Genomic DNA, 16,746 nt, shown 5'->3' with positions numbered 1-16,746 from the left:
ATCGATTAACCGAATTGAAGCGCGCGCTCGAACTCAGCGGGGCTGCTGGCATTGGCGAGAGCATCCTCATAGCTGATTAAATCCGCTTTATAAAGCTTCATGACCGCCTGATCGAAGGTCTGCATACCATATTCGCTGGAACCTTGAGAGATATAATAAGGAATATCCTCGCGCTTTTCTTCATCGACGATGCAGGCTCGTATTGTTTGGGTTACAAGCATCACTTCTGGTGCTAAGACCCTGCCGGTGTTATCTTTTTTACGGATGAGTCTTTGGGAGATAACACCTCGAAGATTGGCCGCGAGCTTGGCTTTAACTTGCACCTGTTCGTGTTCGGGGAAAAAGCTAATTATCGAATTAATAGTTTCTTTTGTGTTAACCGTATGGAAAGTGGAGAGAACCATGTGGCCGGTTTCTGCGGCGCGCATAGCTGTCGAGACAGCATCCTGATCCCTAAGCTCGCCAATGAGAATAACATCGGGGTCTTCGCGCATTGCAGCCCGCATAGCAGCCATGAAGGTAGGTGAATCGACACCGACCTCTCGTTGGTTGATAACACTTTTTATATCGCTATGAATGAACTCGATAGGATCCTCGATAGTGATGATATGACGGCGTTTATTTTTATTTATGTGATCAACCATTGCTGCAAGTGTAGTGGATTTCCCACTACCGGTGACTCCTGTCACGAGAATAAGACCACGCGGCTCGAGAGCCATATCGCCGGCAACGGAAGGAATGCCGAGTTTTTCTATCTCGGGAATGACCATGGGTATATATCTTAATGCTATAGAGAAATGGCCTTTTGACTTAAAAATATTGACCCTGAAGCGGGCGTGTTCCTCGATAGAATAGGTCGTATCTATCTCGGTAAAAGAGGAGAAGTGCCTGCCGCTGGATTCATTGAGGAAAGTAAAGGCGAGAGCGCTTGTGTCTTGAGGACGCAGGGGCGGCGATTTTGTTACAATCAATTCGCCGAATATTCTAACAACAGGCGGGCTACCTACCTTGAAGTGAATATCGCTCGCTCCTTTCTTTATTACAGATAGGAGAAAATCGTTTAAATTCATTTTTCAGCCCTCGTTGTCATCGCCATAAGAATGATACCCCAAAAAAACACCTTTTCACAATTAGATTATATAATAAATAAAAATTATCTTGTCAAAGTTATTATTTAGTTTTTAATTTTTTTTATACAGATACTCCTGATTCTTTCATTTCGTCTATGCTATCGAGGTCTTTAACTAAAACCTCTCTTGCTTTCGATCCTTGGAATGGCCCAACAATACCAGCCATCTCGAGTTGGTCTATTATACAACCTGCGCGGGTATATCCAACACGGAGTTTCCTCTGTAGGAAACTCGTTGAACCTTGTTGATACATAACAATGATTTTTGCAGCTTCCCAAAATAGTTCGTCTTGATCGACTTGAGCGGCGATAGTATTCGCCTGTTTTTCCATGTCGAGTATTTTATCCGGGAATGGATTCGGAAAGGTGCGCAGATATTTCACAACGCGTTCGGTCTCATTTGTTGTTATAAGACAACCGTGAATTCGGATGGCTTCGGCGTATCCACTAGGAAGATAAAGCATATCACCCTTTCCGAGTAACCTTTCCGCACCACCTATATCGAGTATTGTTCGGCTATCGATCTTGCTACGAACCTTGAAGGCTATACGGCTTGGGAAATTCGCTTTGATAAGGCCGGTGATAACATCTACACTGGGGCGTTGCGTAGCGATAATAAGATGAATGCCCACAGCACGCGCCATTTGTGCCAGCCTCGCAATAGGCTCCTCTATTTCACTCGCTACAGTAACCATAAGGTCTGCCATTTCATCGACAATAACCATTATATATGGCAATTTTGAAAGGTCTTCACGTTCTTTGTGAGCATCGATGTATGTATTATAGTCGGCGATTGAGCGAACGCCAACTTCACTTAAAAGCTTGTATCGCGAATCCATCTCCTCGGTAGCCCAGTTAAGGGCAATGCTCGCATGTTTTGGTTCTACCACGATGGGTGCAGCGAGGTGTGGTATGCCTTTATAAACCGATAGTTCGAGGCGTTTTGGGTCGATCAGGATAAGGCGAACTTCTTTTGGGCTTTTTGCATAAATGATGCTAGTGATAATCGAGTTGATACAAACTGATTTACCGCTTCCAGTAGCTCCAGCTATTAGGAGGTGCGGCATTTTTGTGAGGTCTGCTATAGCAGGGGTGCCATCGACGCGTTTCCCGAGAGCCAGCGGAAGGGAATATTTATTATTATTAAAATCATCACTGGAGATTTCCGATTTTATTCGAACGATTTGGCTATTGTCGTTAGGCACCTCGATACCCACGGCACCTTTGCCGGGGATTGGTGCGACAATACGAATGTCTTTTGCCTTCAGCGCGAGCGCAATGTCATCTGCAAGGTTGGAAATTCGACTGACCTTAACTCCCACTGCAGGCTCGAGTTCGAATCTAGTGATAACCGGCCCGGGACATATCTCGCGTATTACGCCATCAACATTGAAGCTTCGAAGGGTTTCCAAGAGCCTCTGGGATTGCTTATGAAGAGCGCCATCCGACACACTTTCGGGATCTGGTTCTGGGTCGATGAGAATATTTAGAGGAGGAGGAGTATATTTATAAGGTCGCAATAAAGATATTTTTTTTGATTGATTGTGCTGAGATTTTGCCTTTTCGATGGGCATATTTTCATAAATGGAGGCTATCTCCGGGGATTTTTCATTCGAGATAACTGGTTCAGGGAGTGGTGGTTCCTGAGAGATGATGGGTTTAGGTTTATCTTCTGTTTCCAGTTCGTCACTTAAGAACGGGTTTTTAAGTTGCGGGATAGATTTCTTTTTTATAGGGATGGTTTCATGTAAAGTCTTAGGATTTATTGTATCAAGGTGACCAGAAGGAGGGGGTGGTATAGCCTCTATTTCCTTTGGGGCAAAATCGCGGTTTTCTTTGAATGTTTTTGCATTTCTTCGAATAGGAGGTGGAATGAACTCCATGTAATTCGAGGGCGTTTCTTTTGCGTTTGGTTCTACTTCCTGATCTTCATTGATAATAGAGGCTACTGGTTCGGTGTAATTTTCAGGATGTGAGAGATCGCCAGGGATAAGGCTTCCAGTTATACCTCCGGGATTATGGTTCTCACGCAGCTTGTTTGAATACTTGGCAAAAATTTCCTCGCGCGTGGCTTCTTTGCGAGCTGATCGTCTTTCTTTTCTTGCCGAAAGCCAAATTATTATCCCTGAAATACCCTTGCCCGCCGATTGAAAAGAACCCCGAATATCAAGGCGAGTCAGCACGGCGATGAATCCGAGAAAAAGACAAATCATGAAAATATAGGAACCCAAACCACCAAACACGGATTTAACAGTCGAAGAAAGTGTGAGACCATAATTCCCAACTATGTTCATCGAAAGCCCGCTTTCGGGCAGTCCCAAGAGACAGGCTAAGATTGCATGACCGGAAATTATCTCCCCCCCAAGGACAGCGATTTTTCTCACTTGTATTTGAAATATTCGTCCAATAGCCACAAGGATTATCAGTGCAGAAATAAAAATCGATAGATAGCCGAAGGTGGCTACCAAATGAGAGGCCGCGAAGGCCCCCACCGGACCACCAAATTTATTGAAACCAACATTGCTTAATTCGGATGAAGCTGGTGGTGCGCCAACTATAGACATGAAGAGCCATAATGCGAAAGAAACGAGCATAATTGAAGCGATTATACCTCGAATAGAGTGCCCTGAATTCTTTTGCGAAGATTTAGTATTTCTCATATTTGGAAACGGTTAAAACTCAATCCACCTAAACCCTGTGCATTGGAGGACTTTATATAGAAGATAAACAAATTTATTTTAATGTCAATAAAGAACTTAAACAGTTTACTCAAAGTTATTGTTTAAGAGAATGTGTTTATCTCGATTACTAATTTAGGAAATACCAAAATGGTGGAATAATCCCGATTTTCCCCTCCTTCGCGCTGTCACGATTTTTGTTATACCGAGAATTATAACCTAATAGTTAGCTTTTCTTGCGCAAAAATCCCCATCAAGCCACCGCCCCTTTCCCGCGCCAGCGCGCCTGAGAATATTCTGTGTAGTTATTTTTATAAGGTCGAGCGTGCTCGACCTTATAGGGGGGGCGTCGGGTTTGTTTGTCGGGAGAAAAGCTTGCTTTTCGTCGGCGAACAAACCTGCGAGAGGCCGGAGCGAAAATGGTCAAAATAAAGGAGTATTATAGACCGGCCTCTCGCTGGGCTTCGAGGCCGAGGGCCGAGGAGTCCGACGCCCTTGGGATGGGGGTTTGTATTGTTAATACAAAGCGTGAAAACCAGCTAGAATTATTCAAAGGGCTCGATATAGCCCACATATGGCAACCCGCGGTGTTTTTCATTATAGTCTAAACCGAAGCCGACCACGAACTTGTCGGGTATCTCGAAGGCATAATAATCAACAGGTAGGTCGAAAGGGCGATCGATATTTTTTAAGAGTAGTGCTGCGATTTTAATAGAGAGTGGTTCGCGTTGTTGTAGGGTTTTACATAGATTATAAAGAGTGAGGCCAGTGTCCACAATATCTTCGACGAGGATAAGGTTTCTTCCTCCGACTGGAGTATTGAGGTCTTTCGTAATCTTAATATCACCTGAGGATTTTGTCCCGATATAACTCGAAGCGCCAATGAAATCTATAGTGAATGGGGTATTGATATTCCTCACGAGATCGGCGGCGAAGATGAAGCCGCCTTTGAGGACAACAGCGATAATTGGATTAGTATCGGAGTAGTCGTTCTCGATTTGTTTCGCGACTTCGGCAATGCGTGTTTTAATAGCCATTTGGTCGATAAGCTTGTGGATTTTATAGTTTTCCATTGATGCTCCTTTTATTGAGAAAGATGTTTTTCAACGGGCCTTCATAATCGATAAATAATGAAAACAAAGCGGGTTCTGGTTTCAGCGCGCCAATTATTGGCGCATATATAGGAGTTTCGCCGGAAAAGACTATGGGCATTGTATCTCGCAATAGACGTGGTATGCCTTTTTTTGATAAAAAGCGCCTAAGTTTTCGTTTGGAGTTAATTTCATCGCCTGATTGAGCAGGACGAATGGACAAAGGTTTACCATCGTATTGCACGACTGTTCCGGGGCGATTTTTCGATATATTCAAGGCCCCCATGCCATTTTGTAATTCGATTCGTGAATCGATAAATGCTTCGATTTCCCGAATTTGTGGTATTTCCTTGAAAACAAATATAAGATTTCCGTCAACTTCGATATGAAGATTCCCCGAAACGGGATAACGCCTTCCCATGCGAGATGCTTTGGCAGTTTTATATAGACGAGAGACGTTGGCAAAATCTATAGAAGGGATTGGATTAGTTAATTCGATAGAGCAAAGGCGCAGTATCTCTCCCCATCCCCATTGTGTTTCGAGGGCAATTTTAGAATCTATAATCAGGATTTGATCGAAAGCGATAATACGCGCCTTTTGGAATAGTTTTAGAGCTGATGAATCGAGGAACTTGCTACAAGATGAAAAAATATCTGCCTCACGGCGAAGCCTATATACCACGGATTCCCCGAAAACGCGCCTCATTTCGGGAATAAGCATCCAGCGAATGCGGTTACGGCTGAAGCGCAGGTCGAGGTTTGATTTGTCTTCTATCCAATCGATGGACTCTGATTTAAGCCATTTCTGAAGATCGCGCCGCCAGAAATTTAATAATGGTCGGATGATGCCATCTCGGGATATAGGTATCCCGGAAAGACCACGAGGCCCGCTTCCACGGGCAAGATTGAAAAGCATGGTTTCGATGACGTCTCCGGCAGTATGTGCTGTGGCAACTATCTCGCTTAATGCAGTGTATTCCGCGAAGATGCAGTATCGAAGGTTACGCGCGGCCTCTTCGAGGCCGAGGGTAGATTGTTTCGTAAATTTTTCAACGAAAACTTCGCGGATATCGAGCGGAATACTAAACCTTGCACATAGTTCCTTAACAAATTCGGCTTCCTTCTTGCTTTCAGGGCGAATACCATGATCGATATGAAGAGCTTTGATCTCGGTGTTAGGCAATGCTTTTTTTAGCAAACATAAAAGGGCTACGGAATCCGAGCCACCAGAAATAGCTACTCGTAAGTTTTTCCCAGCAAGGTCGAATGCTGATAAATTAGCTTTAAAATGAGATAAAATTTCAGTTACATCCACCATTTATCCAATATAGCTATTTTACTGTATTCAGAAACAGAAAAATTTGCCTCTCCAAAAATATTGAAGGTGCAAAACTTGCGGTTGCAAACAAGAATTCTTTTATTACTGTTAAGTAATCAATTATTTGAAAGGACGAATCGTGCGAAGAGTTATTATAACTAGTCTTTTGTTTGTATTAGTTCCGGCTTTCGCAGCAACAATCGTAATGGACGATGCCGAATGTGTGGCACGGACATATATCAATGCGAACGCTAACGGTGAGGATATAAAAGCCACTAAATTTCTGACAAAAGATACGATAACTTTAGCCTATGTATTCGAACTTTCGCCTCGGGGTTTTATCGTTGTGTCAGCGAATAGCGATATCGAACCGCTAATTTCATACTCAAACGAGACCAACTTCGATTTCGATACATCCTCAAACAATGTGCTATTTCATATGATTATTCTCGATATGAATATGAGGTTCGAGGCAATTAAAATTACTTCATCAGAGGTGATCGAGAAAAATAATGCTATGTGGCGCGCATTTCTTTCTTCAGACATGGAACTTAGGAGACATCTAAGCACCATGGAAATATATGGGCCATTGTTAGATACACATTGGGAGCAAACCTCCCCATTCAATACTTATTGCCCTATCGATCCATCATCCGGAGGCCGTTCAGTAGTGGGTTGCACAGCAACCTCGATGGCTCAGATATTAAACTATTGGGAATATCCTCCATTTGTGCGCTTCACCGAAGACGATAGTTATACTTCTGGATGGGAACCACCTTATATCGCGATAGATGCCACCACGGCCTCGATAGACTCTATAGAGTATAACACATATCTCGGCCCACATCCTTCGGATCATTTTAAAGCTGCGCTTTCTTTCGCAGCAGGGGTGAGTGTTCAATCGAATTACAGCTCCTACGGCACCGGGGCAAATGTTGATGGCGAAGACTATAATTATCAATGGGGATACAAGAATTCGTTTCAGTTCTCAGGCGATGCCGCGGGTTTCCTTAATGTCCTTCGTGACGACATGATTGCTGGTCGCCCGGCACAACTTGCGATTTATAAAGCGGGTTGGGAGGATGGCCACGCTATTAACTGCGATGGTTACAATACTACCGGCCTTTATCACCTTAACATGGGCTGGGGAGGAAGTTACGACAACTGGTATTCGCTTCCTTCGGGTATGCCTGTCGGTTATTCAATTATCAATTATGGGGTTTTGAATATCGAAACAGATCCTCGCACCGATTCCCCGGATGCCTGCACTGAAGCGATGTATATATCACCGGAGCCAGCTATACAATCTATTAGAGATGCTGTATATCCCTTAGGTGACCGCGATTGGTTCATGTTCTCGGCCTCAAGAGAGAGCACATATGCCTTTTATGCTTCAGGTAATTCGAACACCTACGCTGAGATATATAGCTCTTGCAGTTCTGCGCCTCTCGTGTCGAGTGGTGGGACAGCAATAAACGAGCATTTTAGTATAGAGTTCCTTCCGTCGGAGGACGGTGTTTATTATTTGATGACCAGGGGCGAAAGTGATACGACATATGGATATTATTCCCTGCATTATCAAACCTATCCCGGCCCCGGAATCGAGCTTACATATCCCAATGGCGACGAGCCCATCGAGGACGACAATACATGCATTCTCCGCTGGGAAAAATCAGGCATACCGAGCTTTAATGCGGTTAAAATAGAGTATTCGTTTGTTGGTCCCGATGGCCCCTGGATATCGATAGTAGATTCGACCACATGGGGTTTCTATATCTGGAATGTGCCCGATATCGATGGGCATGTATATAACTGCTATGTCCGCATAAGCAGCTTGAAATATGACTTTGCGAACGACAAGAACGACACCCCTATAAGAATCATCGATGTTTCGGCTATCGAGGAAACTGCCCTACCGGGGGAATTTTCGCTTTCGGCCTATCCTAATCCCTTTAATTTTGCGGTAACGATCTCCCTCGATGGCGTAGAGGTGCCCCTACGCGTGGAGATTTTCGACCTCGCCGGCAGGCGGGTGGACGTTATTGCGAGGAGGGCAACGCCCGACGTGGCAATCTTGCCGCAAACAGAAGGAGATTGCCATGCCCTTCGGGCTCGCAATGACGGGTATGGCGAATTTATCTGGCAACCCGACGAATCGATCGGCAGCGGAATTTATCTCGTGCGAGCGTCATCCGGTAATTCTGAGATCACAAAGAGAATCGTGTATTTGAAATAATTATTTCTTAGCCGGCACAATACTCAATAACCAATTTACCCATTTGTCCAAGCCATTGCCGGATTTGGACGACAGTTCGAATGTGCGAAGTCTAGGCGCTATGACACGTGCGTGTTTTTTCACTTTCTCGACATCGAATTCAACATGCGGTAAAAGGTCGATTTTGCTTACGACCAGCGCATCGGCGCGCCTGAAGATCGGCGGGTATTTCTCGGGCTTATCATCGCCTTCTGTCGCGCTGACAAGCACCACGCGGTAATCCTCTCCGAGGTCGAAATCAGCCGGGCAAACGAGATTGCCTACATTTTCCACAAAGATAAGGTCGAAATCTCCATCTTCGGTAAGATGATGAAGGGCGTGATGAACCTGCCGTGCGCTGAGATGGCATGCACCATCGGTTGTTATAGCCTGCGAGGGCACCCCGAGCGCGCGCATACGGTCGGCATCGTTTTCCGTAGCGACATCGCCCTCGATAACACCTATTGACAACTTGCCTTTCAGGCGTTCGACGGTCTGTTCGAGCAATGTCGTTTTGCCACTTCCGGGGGAACTAGTGAGATGCACCATAAACGCGCCTATATGGCGAAGATGTTCACGATTATGTTTTGCTATTTTATCGTTGCTTGAAAGCAGGTCCTTTCCGATAGGGCTTTTGATTGTGGGTTCAGGTTTATCGGGCTGGCCGCATCCGCAGGTTTCACACATATTATTCCTCCAACTTTGTTTTTATATCTTCTATATATAATTCATTTCCGCCGGAAAATGAAAGATTATCCCCTTCGCATTTCGGACATTTAAAGACAGGCCTTCCCACATTAAATGAATAACCACAGTCGCCGCAGGAGACTGCTATTGCAGTTGCGTCGATAGTAATCTGTGATAGAAGGGTTTTATTGTGTTCTTTGCGAACAACATCCCATGCGGCTTCGAGAGCATCTGGCACAACAGCGCGGAAAGGGCCGCATTTGACCACGATCTCGTTTAATCTAAGTCGATCATCCTGCTCGTCGAGCCAGGGCCGAAGGTTTGCCATTATTCCGCGCGCTATAGATAATTCGTGCATGGTTATTCTCTAAATTGACATTCCCGCTTTCGCGGGAATGTCAGACTAAATTTCTTCTTTACTAAGAATGAGCTTTAATTCATCGACTAACTTTTCTATCGCGTCAATCACCTCGTTGCTCATTGGCACCATAAGTCCGGTTTTGGCGGGTTGGACCGCGAGAATCGAGATTTCGCAATCGGGTAATCTATCTCGAATATACGCAATGAACGCGCCAAGCCCGGGGCCATGTGTCGCGGGGATGCCATCGATAAGTTCCTCGGGTTTAAAGAGGTGTATCTTACCGGGTTTTTCGTCGAAAGCAACCGCATCGGCGATTATAAGTTTTGACGGCGCAAGTTTAATTATCGGGCCTGTCCAGTTTTCGGGGGCGAGACCAGCATCGATGGCGCGTTTGCCGAGATAGGGCTTTAGTTTCCTTGCAAGCTCTGGGCCGAAGGCATCGTCGCCGGAAATGTCGTTGCCGACACCGACCAAAACAGTTCCTAAATGGCTACCAATAATATTAAGCGAATCGAACATAAGCGGTGGAATATAGTCAGAGAAAGAAAATTTGCAAGAGTAAAGAGAATATCGAAGTATTCAGGATAAATATACAAATAACTAAAATGAAAATAACGAGAAAGATAAGAGAAATTATTGCAGATTTAAAGATAGTTGGTTATTTTAAAAGAAGGGAATAACAAAGGGGAGCGCGAAATGCGGCTCCCCGTAGGTTTTATAGTCCAATAACAGCGAATCTTGTTTATCCGCCCCACTCTTCTTTGAACACGAGATTGCGTCTGCAGTTGGGACAGAGAATACGCATATAATCCTCGCGCCAGAAACCCTCATGGTTTTTACCGGCATCTTTGTCCGCAAGACCCATCTGATAATTATGGTGCATAACAAGCGAAGGATTGGAATATGCTAATTCACCGAGTCGCTCGATAATGAAATCCATGTGTTTTTTAGTGGTAATAACCGCAGCGCAAGACTCGCAAAAGACCAAATCATCTTCTACCTGTTCATGGATAGTTGTTGGGTCGAGAGTGGTCTTGTCCCATTCGGTGGTCATGACTATACCTTCACTGGTAAGGCAATATTCAGCGCATTGACCACACTGAATACATTGGCTGTAATCGCGGAACATGATCCGTTTTCCGGTTTCAGGCTCGTCGATCATCTTGATGGCTTTAACAGGGCATATCTGAACACATCCACCACAACGAACACATCCATCCTCCTGGAATTCTGGAAAGCCTTTGTATTCCTCAGCTATGTTCGCAGGTTTGAACGGGAATTTATCAGTATAAGGTCCTTTAACGATAGCCTTTATTGCCTCGCCCAACTCTCTGAGCTTGGGTTTCCTCATGATTTCTTCTCCTGAGCTTTCTGGTATTCATCTGTAACGGAACCGGGCCATAACGGCACGCCGGCCTTGTGGGAGCCCCTTGCCAAAGCATGGGCGCTTGTGGGATTAGTTATGAGAATGAAGAACATGCAGATAAGTGCCTTGATTCCCATAGCGGAAAAACCGCTGATAATAAAAACGCCAAAAAGGATCATGCACGTCCCTAGAGTAACGCATTTAGTGGCGGCTTGAAGGCGGTTATAGACATCCGGAAGTCGGACTAAACCGACACATCCGAGAACATCGAATAACACGCCGATTGATATTAAAATATATCCGATAGTCTCACTCATCGAAGCTTCTCCTCTCGAGGAATTTCGCAAGGGCGATTGTGCCGACGAAGGCCAAAAGCGCCCACGATATTCCGATATTCATATAGAAATCCTTGCCGGTGAAAAGGCTTAAAAAAGCGCAGAAACCGACTACGAGGGTGCCGAGTATATCGATAGCAACAGTTCTGTCCGGTGGGGTTGGCCCCATACCTATACGGTATAGACATAAAAATGCACCGATAACCAGCGCCCAAATGTATATCATCATCAAAACACTCATTCGAATATCCTCCTGAGAATACGCTCGAACTTGCCGGCTATCTCTTCACCCTGTTTTTTGGAATCGCCGTCGAATTTAACATTGATCCAGTGAACGAAAAACTCGTCGTCCACAATATCTACAGTGAGAGTTCCGGGGGTGAGCGTAATGGAGTTTGCGAGAAAGGTTTTACCCATATCTGTTTTTAGACTTGTCTTGAAATGAACTATGCCGGGACGAATTGGCATCGAAGGATTGATAACCCTGTATGCAACATCGATATTCGCCCAAAGAATATACCAAAGCAGGTAGGGAATGTAAACGATCGTCCAAAAAAGGCGAACAGGGTTGAGGATGCGAACGGCTTTTTGAATAAACATGTTGCCCATTAAAGCAATAACAATAATAGAAACCACGGCACCAGCAATAACGTCCGCGAATTGAAGGCTCCAAGTTATCAAGAGCCATAAGATCATCAGGACAAGAAATTGAATAATAGCTCTCATTCTATCCTCCTAATACCGTGGAAATATAATTTGCAGCGTTGTTCTTAAGACCATCTAAAAGAACGGCGGCGGCAGGTTCAAGGAAAAGGTCGTTAAAGGTTGGCCCGATGAAATAAGCGATACCAATGCCGAGGCAGATAACTGAGAGGGCGATAAGGCTAAAAGCCATCGGGAAAGGAACCTCGCGTATATTTTGCATTTTTTTGGAAAGCTCTCCAAAGAGGCTGAAGCGCATAGCTTTTAGGAAGTAGATAAGCGTGATAACACTAACAGCCGCAGCGAGGGCGGCAAGGAACCAACGCCCCGCTGAGACGCAGGCTATAATGATTAAAAGTTTACTAAAAAAGCCGTTAAAAGGCGGAACGCCGGATATAGATAGAGCACCAACAAGAGTAGAAGTTGTCGTAATCGGTAATTTACTGGAAAGACCACCGAGTTTACGAAGATCCTTAGTGCCGGTAGCATGTTCGATAGAGCCGCTTGAAAGGAAAAGAAGGCTCTTAAAAGCAGAGTGATTAACCATGTGGAATAAGCCGGCAACGAATCCAAGATGTGTTCCAAGGCCAAAAGCCATAACGATATAGCCTATTTGTGAGATAGAGCTATATGCTAACATTCTCTTAATATCGAACTGACCGAGTGCTAGGAAGCCACCGACAGCCATAGACAACGAGCCGAGAACTACCATTATCTCAAGATTGATTGGTGTAGGACCAAGGACATTGAAAATGACCCTGAGCATAGCATAAACACCTATAGCTTTGATGAGAACACCAGAAAGCATTGCCGAGACTGGAGCTGGAGCGCTTGGGTGTGCATCGGGAAGCCATGCATGAAATGGAACAAGACCGGATTTAAGAGCGAATCCCATAATAAAAACACCTGCTGCGAAGGACATAGCCTTGGAAGCGGGAATGGATTGAAGCATTATTGCAGCATCAGCCATGTTCACAGTGCCGGTCATTGCATAAGTCAACGCGATACCAAGAAGGATCATCGTGCTCGCTATAGAACCGAGAATCAGATATTTAAAGCTAGCCTCGAGTTCTTTATGTTCGACGCCGAACCCAACGAGGGCATAGCTCGCTATAGATGCTATCTCGAGGAAAACAAAGAGGTTAAATAAATCGCCGGTGATGACAACACCGTTCATTCCTGCAAGCATCAAAAGAAATAGCGAATAGAACTTTGGCTTGGCTGTATATTTCTCCATATAGGAAATACTGTAGAATATAGACAGGAAGGCAACAGTATTAACGATAATGAGTAACATGGCCGATAAGCCGTCATAGACTAAAGTTATCCCAAACGGTGGATACCAACCGCCCATCCAATAGGCGGCTTTGGCTGAACCGAGTAGATAGAATGACATCAAAGCGGTAACTAAAACGGTTAACGGTGCTATAACATCGGCTATTCTCTTGTTCGCCTTAGTTAAAAGCAAATTAATTACCGTCATACCGAGCGGGATTCCGACCATTAACGGTAGAACGTGGTTCATCGGCATCCCCTTTCTACCCGCGAAGGCGGTTTATTTCAGACATATCGAATGTCTTATATTTTTCATACAACTTAATCGCCTGACTGGCCATAAGGGCAAGCGTTCCAAGGCCGATAACGATCGATGTAAGAACGAACGCCTGTGGCAATGGGTCAACTGCCCTAACAGCAAGTTGTGCTGCTGAGATGGACGAGTCCTGGATTGGCGCGATACCATCAGTTTTGTATCCGATTAGGATCAAGAAGAGATTTATCGCATATTCCATGATGACTACGCCGATTATTTTCTTAATAATATGTCGCTTTGCGATGAGAGCGTAAATGCCCATCCCCATAAGCGCCATATTGAGTATATAGAGACTGTTTGTTCCAGCCATTATTTGTCCTCCTCAGTAACGATACGGCCGTAAATGGACAGGCCGATAAAGATAGCATAAAGCGCCGCACTGACCTTTATCGCTATCGCAATATTGCAAAGGGGTATAATTCCGGCTGAGACAAGTTGGCCGGGGTGTCCGTGCCAAATGAAATTTGTAATGAAGTATCCGCCAGTCAGGCCAAGAAAACCTATTATGATAAAAGCTAATGCCCCTAAGTTGTCGGCCATGCTCGACCAGAAGTTACTAAGTTTCTTAAGCGAAACCTTGCTTCCGAAAGATAGCATTAAAAGGACATAAGCGATAGCCAGAATAACACCACCTGCAAAACCTCCGCCGGGAGTGATATGGCCATATAAAATAATATAGAACCCGAACAAGAGAATGAAACTAAGCACAAGACGCGAAATGGTCTTGACTATGATCGTCATCCCGCTGGATTCATCATTTGATAGTTCTCGAATATTGCTCATATCTTCTCCTATTCGATGATTCCAAATTGTTCGGTATCGGGTGCTTCGATATCTTTTTTGCCGCGACGGCGCAGGATAACAAAAGCGGAAAGAATGCTAGTGAAAAGAACAATAGCCTCTCCGAGTGTGTCATAAGCGCGATAATCGAGAATCACACCTGAAACGACATTAAAAGCACCGGTCTCAGCGGCAGAACCGGAGAGATACCTTCTAGATACCCTCATTAAAGGCTCGCCAAAGGGAGTAAGGTCCTTGAAAGCCCAAACGGCGGCCATAACTAAAAAACCGATGAAGATAAGCCCGGTGACTGTCGCGAAATTGTCCATCTTGCGTTCAATAGCGCGATTGTCGGCGAAAGTAGTAGCCCGAATGAGAATGATCAGGCTTAAGACCTCGACAATAACCTGTGTGATTGCAATGTCTGGCGCACCAAGAAAAAGGAACATAAGGCTTACGCCGAATCCCACTGCTCCTGCGGCGATAACCGAAGAAAGCATATTTTTAGTCTCGATAGCCACCGCGGCACCTAATAACATAAACAACATTAAAACATGGAAGAGCGCGTTCACGGCTCGCCTCCTATATAATTAATAAAAACATTAGCGCAACTAATCCGATAATGCACCACGAAAGATAGGTCGAAAGCACACCAGTGTGCATCCTTTTTAAACCCTTAACGATAATTCTATCTATTATTGTAGCGACGAAAAAGTCAGGTGCCCAAACACCCTCCTCGCTGTCGCGGTAAATCGTCCTGAGGACGGGGAGTTTTTGAATGGTCTCATAGAATCCGGTTCCGGGAACACGGATATCCTCGACCGGAAGCTGTTCGCCACCGTAATAGGAAGGAGCAACTCTTGGCTTAAAGGCCTTTCCAAAGAGATAAATAGCGAGTCCTAGAGCCAGCCCGATGATGATCATGCCTGTAGCGAGGCTAGAGCTCCAGAAAGCACTATCGGCTAAGGCATTCAGATTTGCACCGATTGCAGGTGCAAAGAAGGTTTTAACCGGCCAAGAAGCGAAAACACCAAAACCAATACATGCAAGCGCCAGGACAACCAAAGGAATGGCAAATGTGAAGGAACTTTTTTTCTCGATTTTAATAGCGTCTGGTTTACTTCCAAAGAAGGTTGAATAAATAACCTTGATGAACGAAGCCAATGTAAGGGCGCTTCCAACCATAGCGATGATAAGCATAACGGGTCTTCCTGCCTCAACACAACCTTGATAGACCATCCATTTAGAGGCAAAGCCATTTAAGGGTGGAACACCAGAGATTGCGAGAGCGAAGATCATCATGGCAATAAAATTAAGGGGCATAAATTTGGCGAGACCACCGAGTTTCTCGAGGTCTGTCGTTCCAGCACGCTTTTCTATTATGCCAGCACCATAGAAAAGACCGGCTTTGTAAATTGCATTGTTAAGCATGTGGAAAAGTGCACCTATAATACCAATAACGCTGCCGGTTCCTATTCCAAGGACCATGTAACCGACCTGACTCACAGCGTGGTAAGCTAGAAGCTTCTTTAAGTCGTGCTGAACGAGTGCCATCATAACAGCAAAGAGAATCGTAACGGCGCCGATGATCATGACCATTAGTTGAAGGCCGGAATTTAGGACAAATAGTTCGAGTGAAATTTTTGCGAGGAAATAAATGCCGAGGAGCTTATCCAATGAAGCGGGAAGGAAACCCATAATGCTCGTAGGTGCACCCTCAGCAGATGAAGGGACCCAAGCGTGAAGCGGCATTGCGCCGGCTTTGGCCGCAGCGGCGGCAAAGAACATAAGATAAAGAAGAACACCCATCGTTCCTGAAGTCGGTATAGACAAAGAAGAGATCGTGATCGTGCCAAATTGAACCCAGATTATTACAACGCCGAGAAGAAGCGCCGCTTCGGAGAAGCCAAGAATAGCGAAAGTGCGAAAGCTAGCGGCGGCGGCGGCTTTTTTATCGCGATGGCCACAGTTGATCAGGCCGTATAAGAATAATGTAGAAAGCTCCCAAAAAATCACAAAGAAAAGAAGATTGTCGGAAAGAACAGCAAGATCACTAACGGCTAAAGTCCAGAGGAATAAGGCGTAATAAAGGTGGTTACCTTTCTCGCCAGAGCGAAATTTCCAGCTATAAAGTGTTCCTAAAACGCCGAAAAGGCTGATAAAAAGGACTATCATTTTACTAAGAGGCGTTCCGACGAGATCGAGCGATACGGGCATTCCTGCAACAGAATACTCCACGAGCTTGACTGCAAAATCGCCACCATGGAATATCATGGCAGACATATACATAACCCAGATCGATGCCACGCCGGCAATAAATTCCTTCAAGAACTTGACTTTTGGTAGAATCAAGCACAGGAGGCCGGCCACGAACGGCACGAGCACTAGATGTATAATTTGTGTTTCCATAAAAGCGTCCTTTATTTCCGATTGTAGGGATCAGCAGTAGCTGAT

17 protein-coding genes are annotated in these 16,746 nt (G+C 45.0%); 1 reads left to right on the top strand and 16 read right to left on the bottom strand.

The genetic code is table 11. From position 1 onward, the window contains the following. Positions 1-5: 5 nt before the first annotated feature. The 4 genes from KAH81_03235 to tilS form a co-directional block, all read right to left on the bottom strand. Positions 6-1,070 carry a PilT/PilU family type 4a pilus ATPase gene (locus KAH81_03235; protein ID MCK5832663.1) on the bottom strand — a complete coding sequence of 355 codons (1,065 nt, stop codon included), beginning with the start codon at positions 1,068-1,070 and terminating at the stop codon, positions 6-8. Between the two features lie 121 nt (positions 1,071-1,191). Further along, on the bottom strand, positions 1,192-3,789 hold the full coding sequence (locus KAH81_03230) for a DNA translocase FtsK (GenBank protein MCK5832662.1): 2,598 nt from the start codon (positions 3,787-3,789) through the stop codon (positions 1,192-1,194). A 563-nt stretch (positions 3,790-4,352) separates the two neighbouring features. After that, entirely contained in the window at positions 4,353-4,880 is a 528-nt protein-coding gene (hpt, locus tag KAH81_03225; protein MCK5832661.1) for a hypoxanthine phosphoribosyltransferase, read from the bottom strand. Then, complete coding sequence (gene tilS, locus KAH81_03220; GenBank protein MCK5832660.1) at positions 4,867-6,216, bottom strand: tRNA lysidine(34) synthetase TilS; 1,350 nt, start codon at positions 6,214-6,216, stop codon at positions 4,867-4,869. The genes hpt and tilS overlap by 14 nt, the downstream gene beginning before the upstream one ends. A gap of 139 nt (positions 6,217-6,355) precedes the next feature. Here tilS and KAH81_03215 point away from each other — a divergent pair, with 139 nt between their 5' ends. After that, positions 6,356-8,452 carry a C10 family peptidase gene (locus tag KAH81_03215; protein MCK5832659.1) on the top strand — a complete coding sequence of 699 codons (2,097 nt, stop codon included), beginning with the start codon at positions 6,356-6,358 and terminating at the stop codon, positions 8,450-8,452. Here the strand turns inward: KAH81_03215 and hypB are convergent, their stop codons facing one another. From hypB to KAH81_03155, 12 genes are all read right to left on the bottom strand, one after another. Beyond that, positions 8,453-9,157 (bottom strand): hydrogenase nickel incorporation protein HypB, encoded by a 705-nt coding sequence (hypB, locus tag KAH81_03210; GenBank protein ID MCK5832658.1) that lies wholly within the window; start codon positions 9,155-9,157, stop codon positions 8,453-8,455. Position 9,158: 1 nt separating this feature from the next. Further along, a complete protein-coding gene (locus tag KAH81_03205; protein MCK5832657.1) occupies positions 9,159-9,515 on the bottom strand; it encodes a hydrogenase maturation nickel metallochaperone HypA in 357 nt (118 codons plus the stop codon). 45 nt (positions 9,516-9,560) lie between these two features. Then, complete coding sequence (locus KAH81_03200) at positions 9,561-10,037, bottom strand: hydrogenase maturation protease (GenBank protein MCK5832656.1); 477 nt, start codon at positions 10,035-10,037, stop codon at positions 9,561-9,563. Positions 10,038-10,260: 223 nt separating this feature from the next. After that, positions 10,261-10,869 (bottom strand): 4Fe-4S binding protein, encoded by a 609-nt coding sequence (locus KAH81_03195; GenBank protein ID MCK5832655.1) that lies wholly within the window; start codon positions 10,867-10,869, stop codon positions 10,261-10,263. After that, positions 10,866-11,201 (bottom strand): Na+/H+ antiporter subunit G, encoded by a 336-nt coding sequence (locus tag KAH81_03190; GenBank protein MCK5832654.1) that lies wholly within the window; start codon positions 11,199-11,201, stop codon positions 10,866-10,868. The genes KAH81_03195 and KAH81_03190 overlap by 4 nt, the downstream gene beginning before the upstream one ends. Next, positions 11,194-11,460, bottom strand: a complete 267-nt coding sequence (locus KAH81_03185) for a cation:proton antiporter (protein ID MCK5832653.1) — start codon at positions 11,458-11,460, stop codon at positions 11,194-11,196. Before KAH81_03185 ends, KAH81_03190 begins: the two co-directional genes overlap by 8 nt. After that, a complete protein-coding gene (locus KAH81_03180) occupies positions 11,457-11,945 on the bottom strand; it encodes a Na+/H+ antiporter subunit E (GenBank protein MCK5832652.1) in 489 nt (162 codons plus the stop codon). Before KAH81_03180 ends, KAH81_03185 begins: the two co-directional genes overlap by 4 nt. Before the next feature lies 1 nt (position 11,946). Continuing rightward, on the bottom strand, positions 11,947-13,446 hold the full coding sequence (locus KAH81_03175; protein MCK5832651.1) for a monovalent cation/H+ antiporter subunit D family protein: 1,500 nt from the start codon (positions 13,444-13,446) through the stop codon (positions 11,947-11,949). Positions 13,447-13,459: 13 nt separating this feature from the next. After that, complete coding sequence (locus KAH81_03170) at positions 13,460-13,822, bottom strand: NADH-quinone oxidoreductase subunit K (GenBank protein MCK5832650.1); 363 nt, start codon at positions 13,820-13,822, stop codon at positions 13,460-13,462. Next, positions 13,822-14,295 (bottom strand): hypothetical protein, encoded by a 474-nt coding sequence (locus KAH81_03165; protein MCK5832649.1) that lies wholly within the window; start codon positions 14,293-14,295, stop codon positions 13,822-13,824. The genes KAH81_03170 and KAH81_03165 overlap by 1 nt, the downstream gene beginning before the upstream one ends. Positions 14,296-14,303: 8 nt before the next feature. Then, positions 14,304-14,864: a DUF4040 domain-containing protein gene (locus KAH81_03160; GenBank protein ID MCK5832648.1), complete on the bottom strand. Its 561-nt coding sequence runs from the start codon at positions 14,862-14,864 to the stop codon at positions 14,304-14,306. A gap of 10 nt (positions 14,865-14,874) precedes the next feature. Further along, positions 14,875-16,701, bottom strand: coding sequence for a hypothetical protein (locus KAH81_03155; GenBank protein ID MCK5832647.1), 1,827 nt, complete (start codon positions 16,699-16,701; stop codon positions 14,875-14,877). Positions 16,702-16,746 lie beyond the last annotated feature (45 nt).

The organism is bacterium, assembly GCA_023145965.1.
Classification (GTDB): domain Bacteria; phylum UBP14; class UBA6098; order UBA6098; family UBA6098; genus UBA6098.
Note: the sequence above shows the minus strand (reverse complement) of the source record. Positions and strands in the feature narration are given on the sequence as shown.

What these genes read in the sequence shown, in the direction of transcription:
- KAH81_03235 (MCK5832663.1), bottom strand. Translation starts at nt 1,070, where the DNA reads ATGAATTTAAACGATTTTCTCCTATCTGTAATAAAGAAAGGAGCGAGC.
- KAH81_03230 (MCK5832662.1), bottom strand. Translation starts at nt 3,789, where the DNA reads ATGAGAAATACTAAATCTTCGCAAAAGAATTCAGGGCACTCTATTCGA.
- hpt (MCK5832661.1), bottom strand. Translation starts at nt 4,880, where the DNA reads ATGGAAAACTATAAAATCCACAAGCTTATCGACCAAATGGCTATTAAA.
- tilS (MCK5832660.1), bottom strand. Translation starts at nt 6,216, where the DNA reads ATGGTGGATGTAACTGAAATTTTATCTCATTTTAAAGCTAATTTATCA.
- hypB (MCK5832658.1), bottom strand. Translation starts at nt 9,157, where the DNA reads ATGTGTGAAACCTGCGGATGCGGCCAGCCCGATAAACCTGAACCCACA.
- KAH81_03205 (MCK5832657.1), bottom strand. Translation starts at nt 9,515, where the DNA reads ATGCACGAATTATCTATAGCGCGCGGAATAATGGCAAACCTTCGGCCC.
- KAH81_03200 (MCK5832656.1), bottom strand. Translation starts at nt 10,037, where the DNA reads ATGTTCGATTCGCTTAATATTATTGGTAGCCATTTAGGAACTGTTTTG.
- KAH81_03195 (MCK5832655.1), bottom strand. Translation starts at nt 10,869, where the DNA reads ATGAGGAAACCCAAGCTCAGAGAGTTGGGCGAGGCAATAAAGGCTATC.
- KAH81_03190 (MCK5832654.1), bottom strand. Translation starts at nt 11,201, where the DNA reads ATGAGTGAGACTATCGGATATATTTTAATATCAATCGGCGTGTTATTC.
- KAH81_03185 (MCK5832653.1), bottom strand. Translation starts at nt 11,460, where the DNA reads ATGAGTGTTTTGATGATGATATACATTTGGGCGCTGGTTATCGGTGCA.
- KAH81_03180 (MCK5832652.1), bottom strand. Translation starts at nt 11,945, where the DNA reads ATGAGAGCTATTATTCAATTTCTTGTCCTGATGATCTTATGGCTCTTG.
- KAH81_03175 (MCK5832651.1), bottom strand. Translation starts at nt 13,446, where the DNA reads ATGAACCACGTTCTACCGTTAATGGTCGGAATCCCGCTCGGTATGACG.
- KAH81_03170 (MCK5832650.1), bottom strand. Translation starts at nt 13,822, where the DNA reads ATGGCTGGAACAAACAGTCTCTATATACTCAATATGGCGCTTATGGGG.
- KAH81_03165 (MCK5832649.1), bottom strand. Translation starts at nt 14,295, where the DNA reads ATGAGCAATATTCGAGAACTATCAAATGATGAATCCAGCGGGATGACG.
- KAH81_03155 (MCK5832647.1), bottom strand. Translation starts at nt 16,701, where the DNA reads ATGGAAACACAAATTATACATCTAGTGCTCGTGCCGTTCGTGGCCGGC.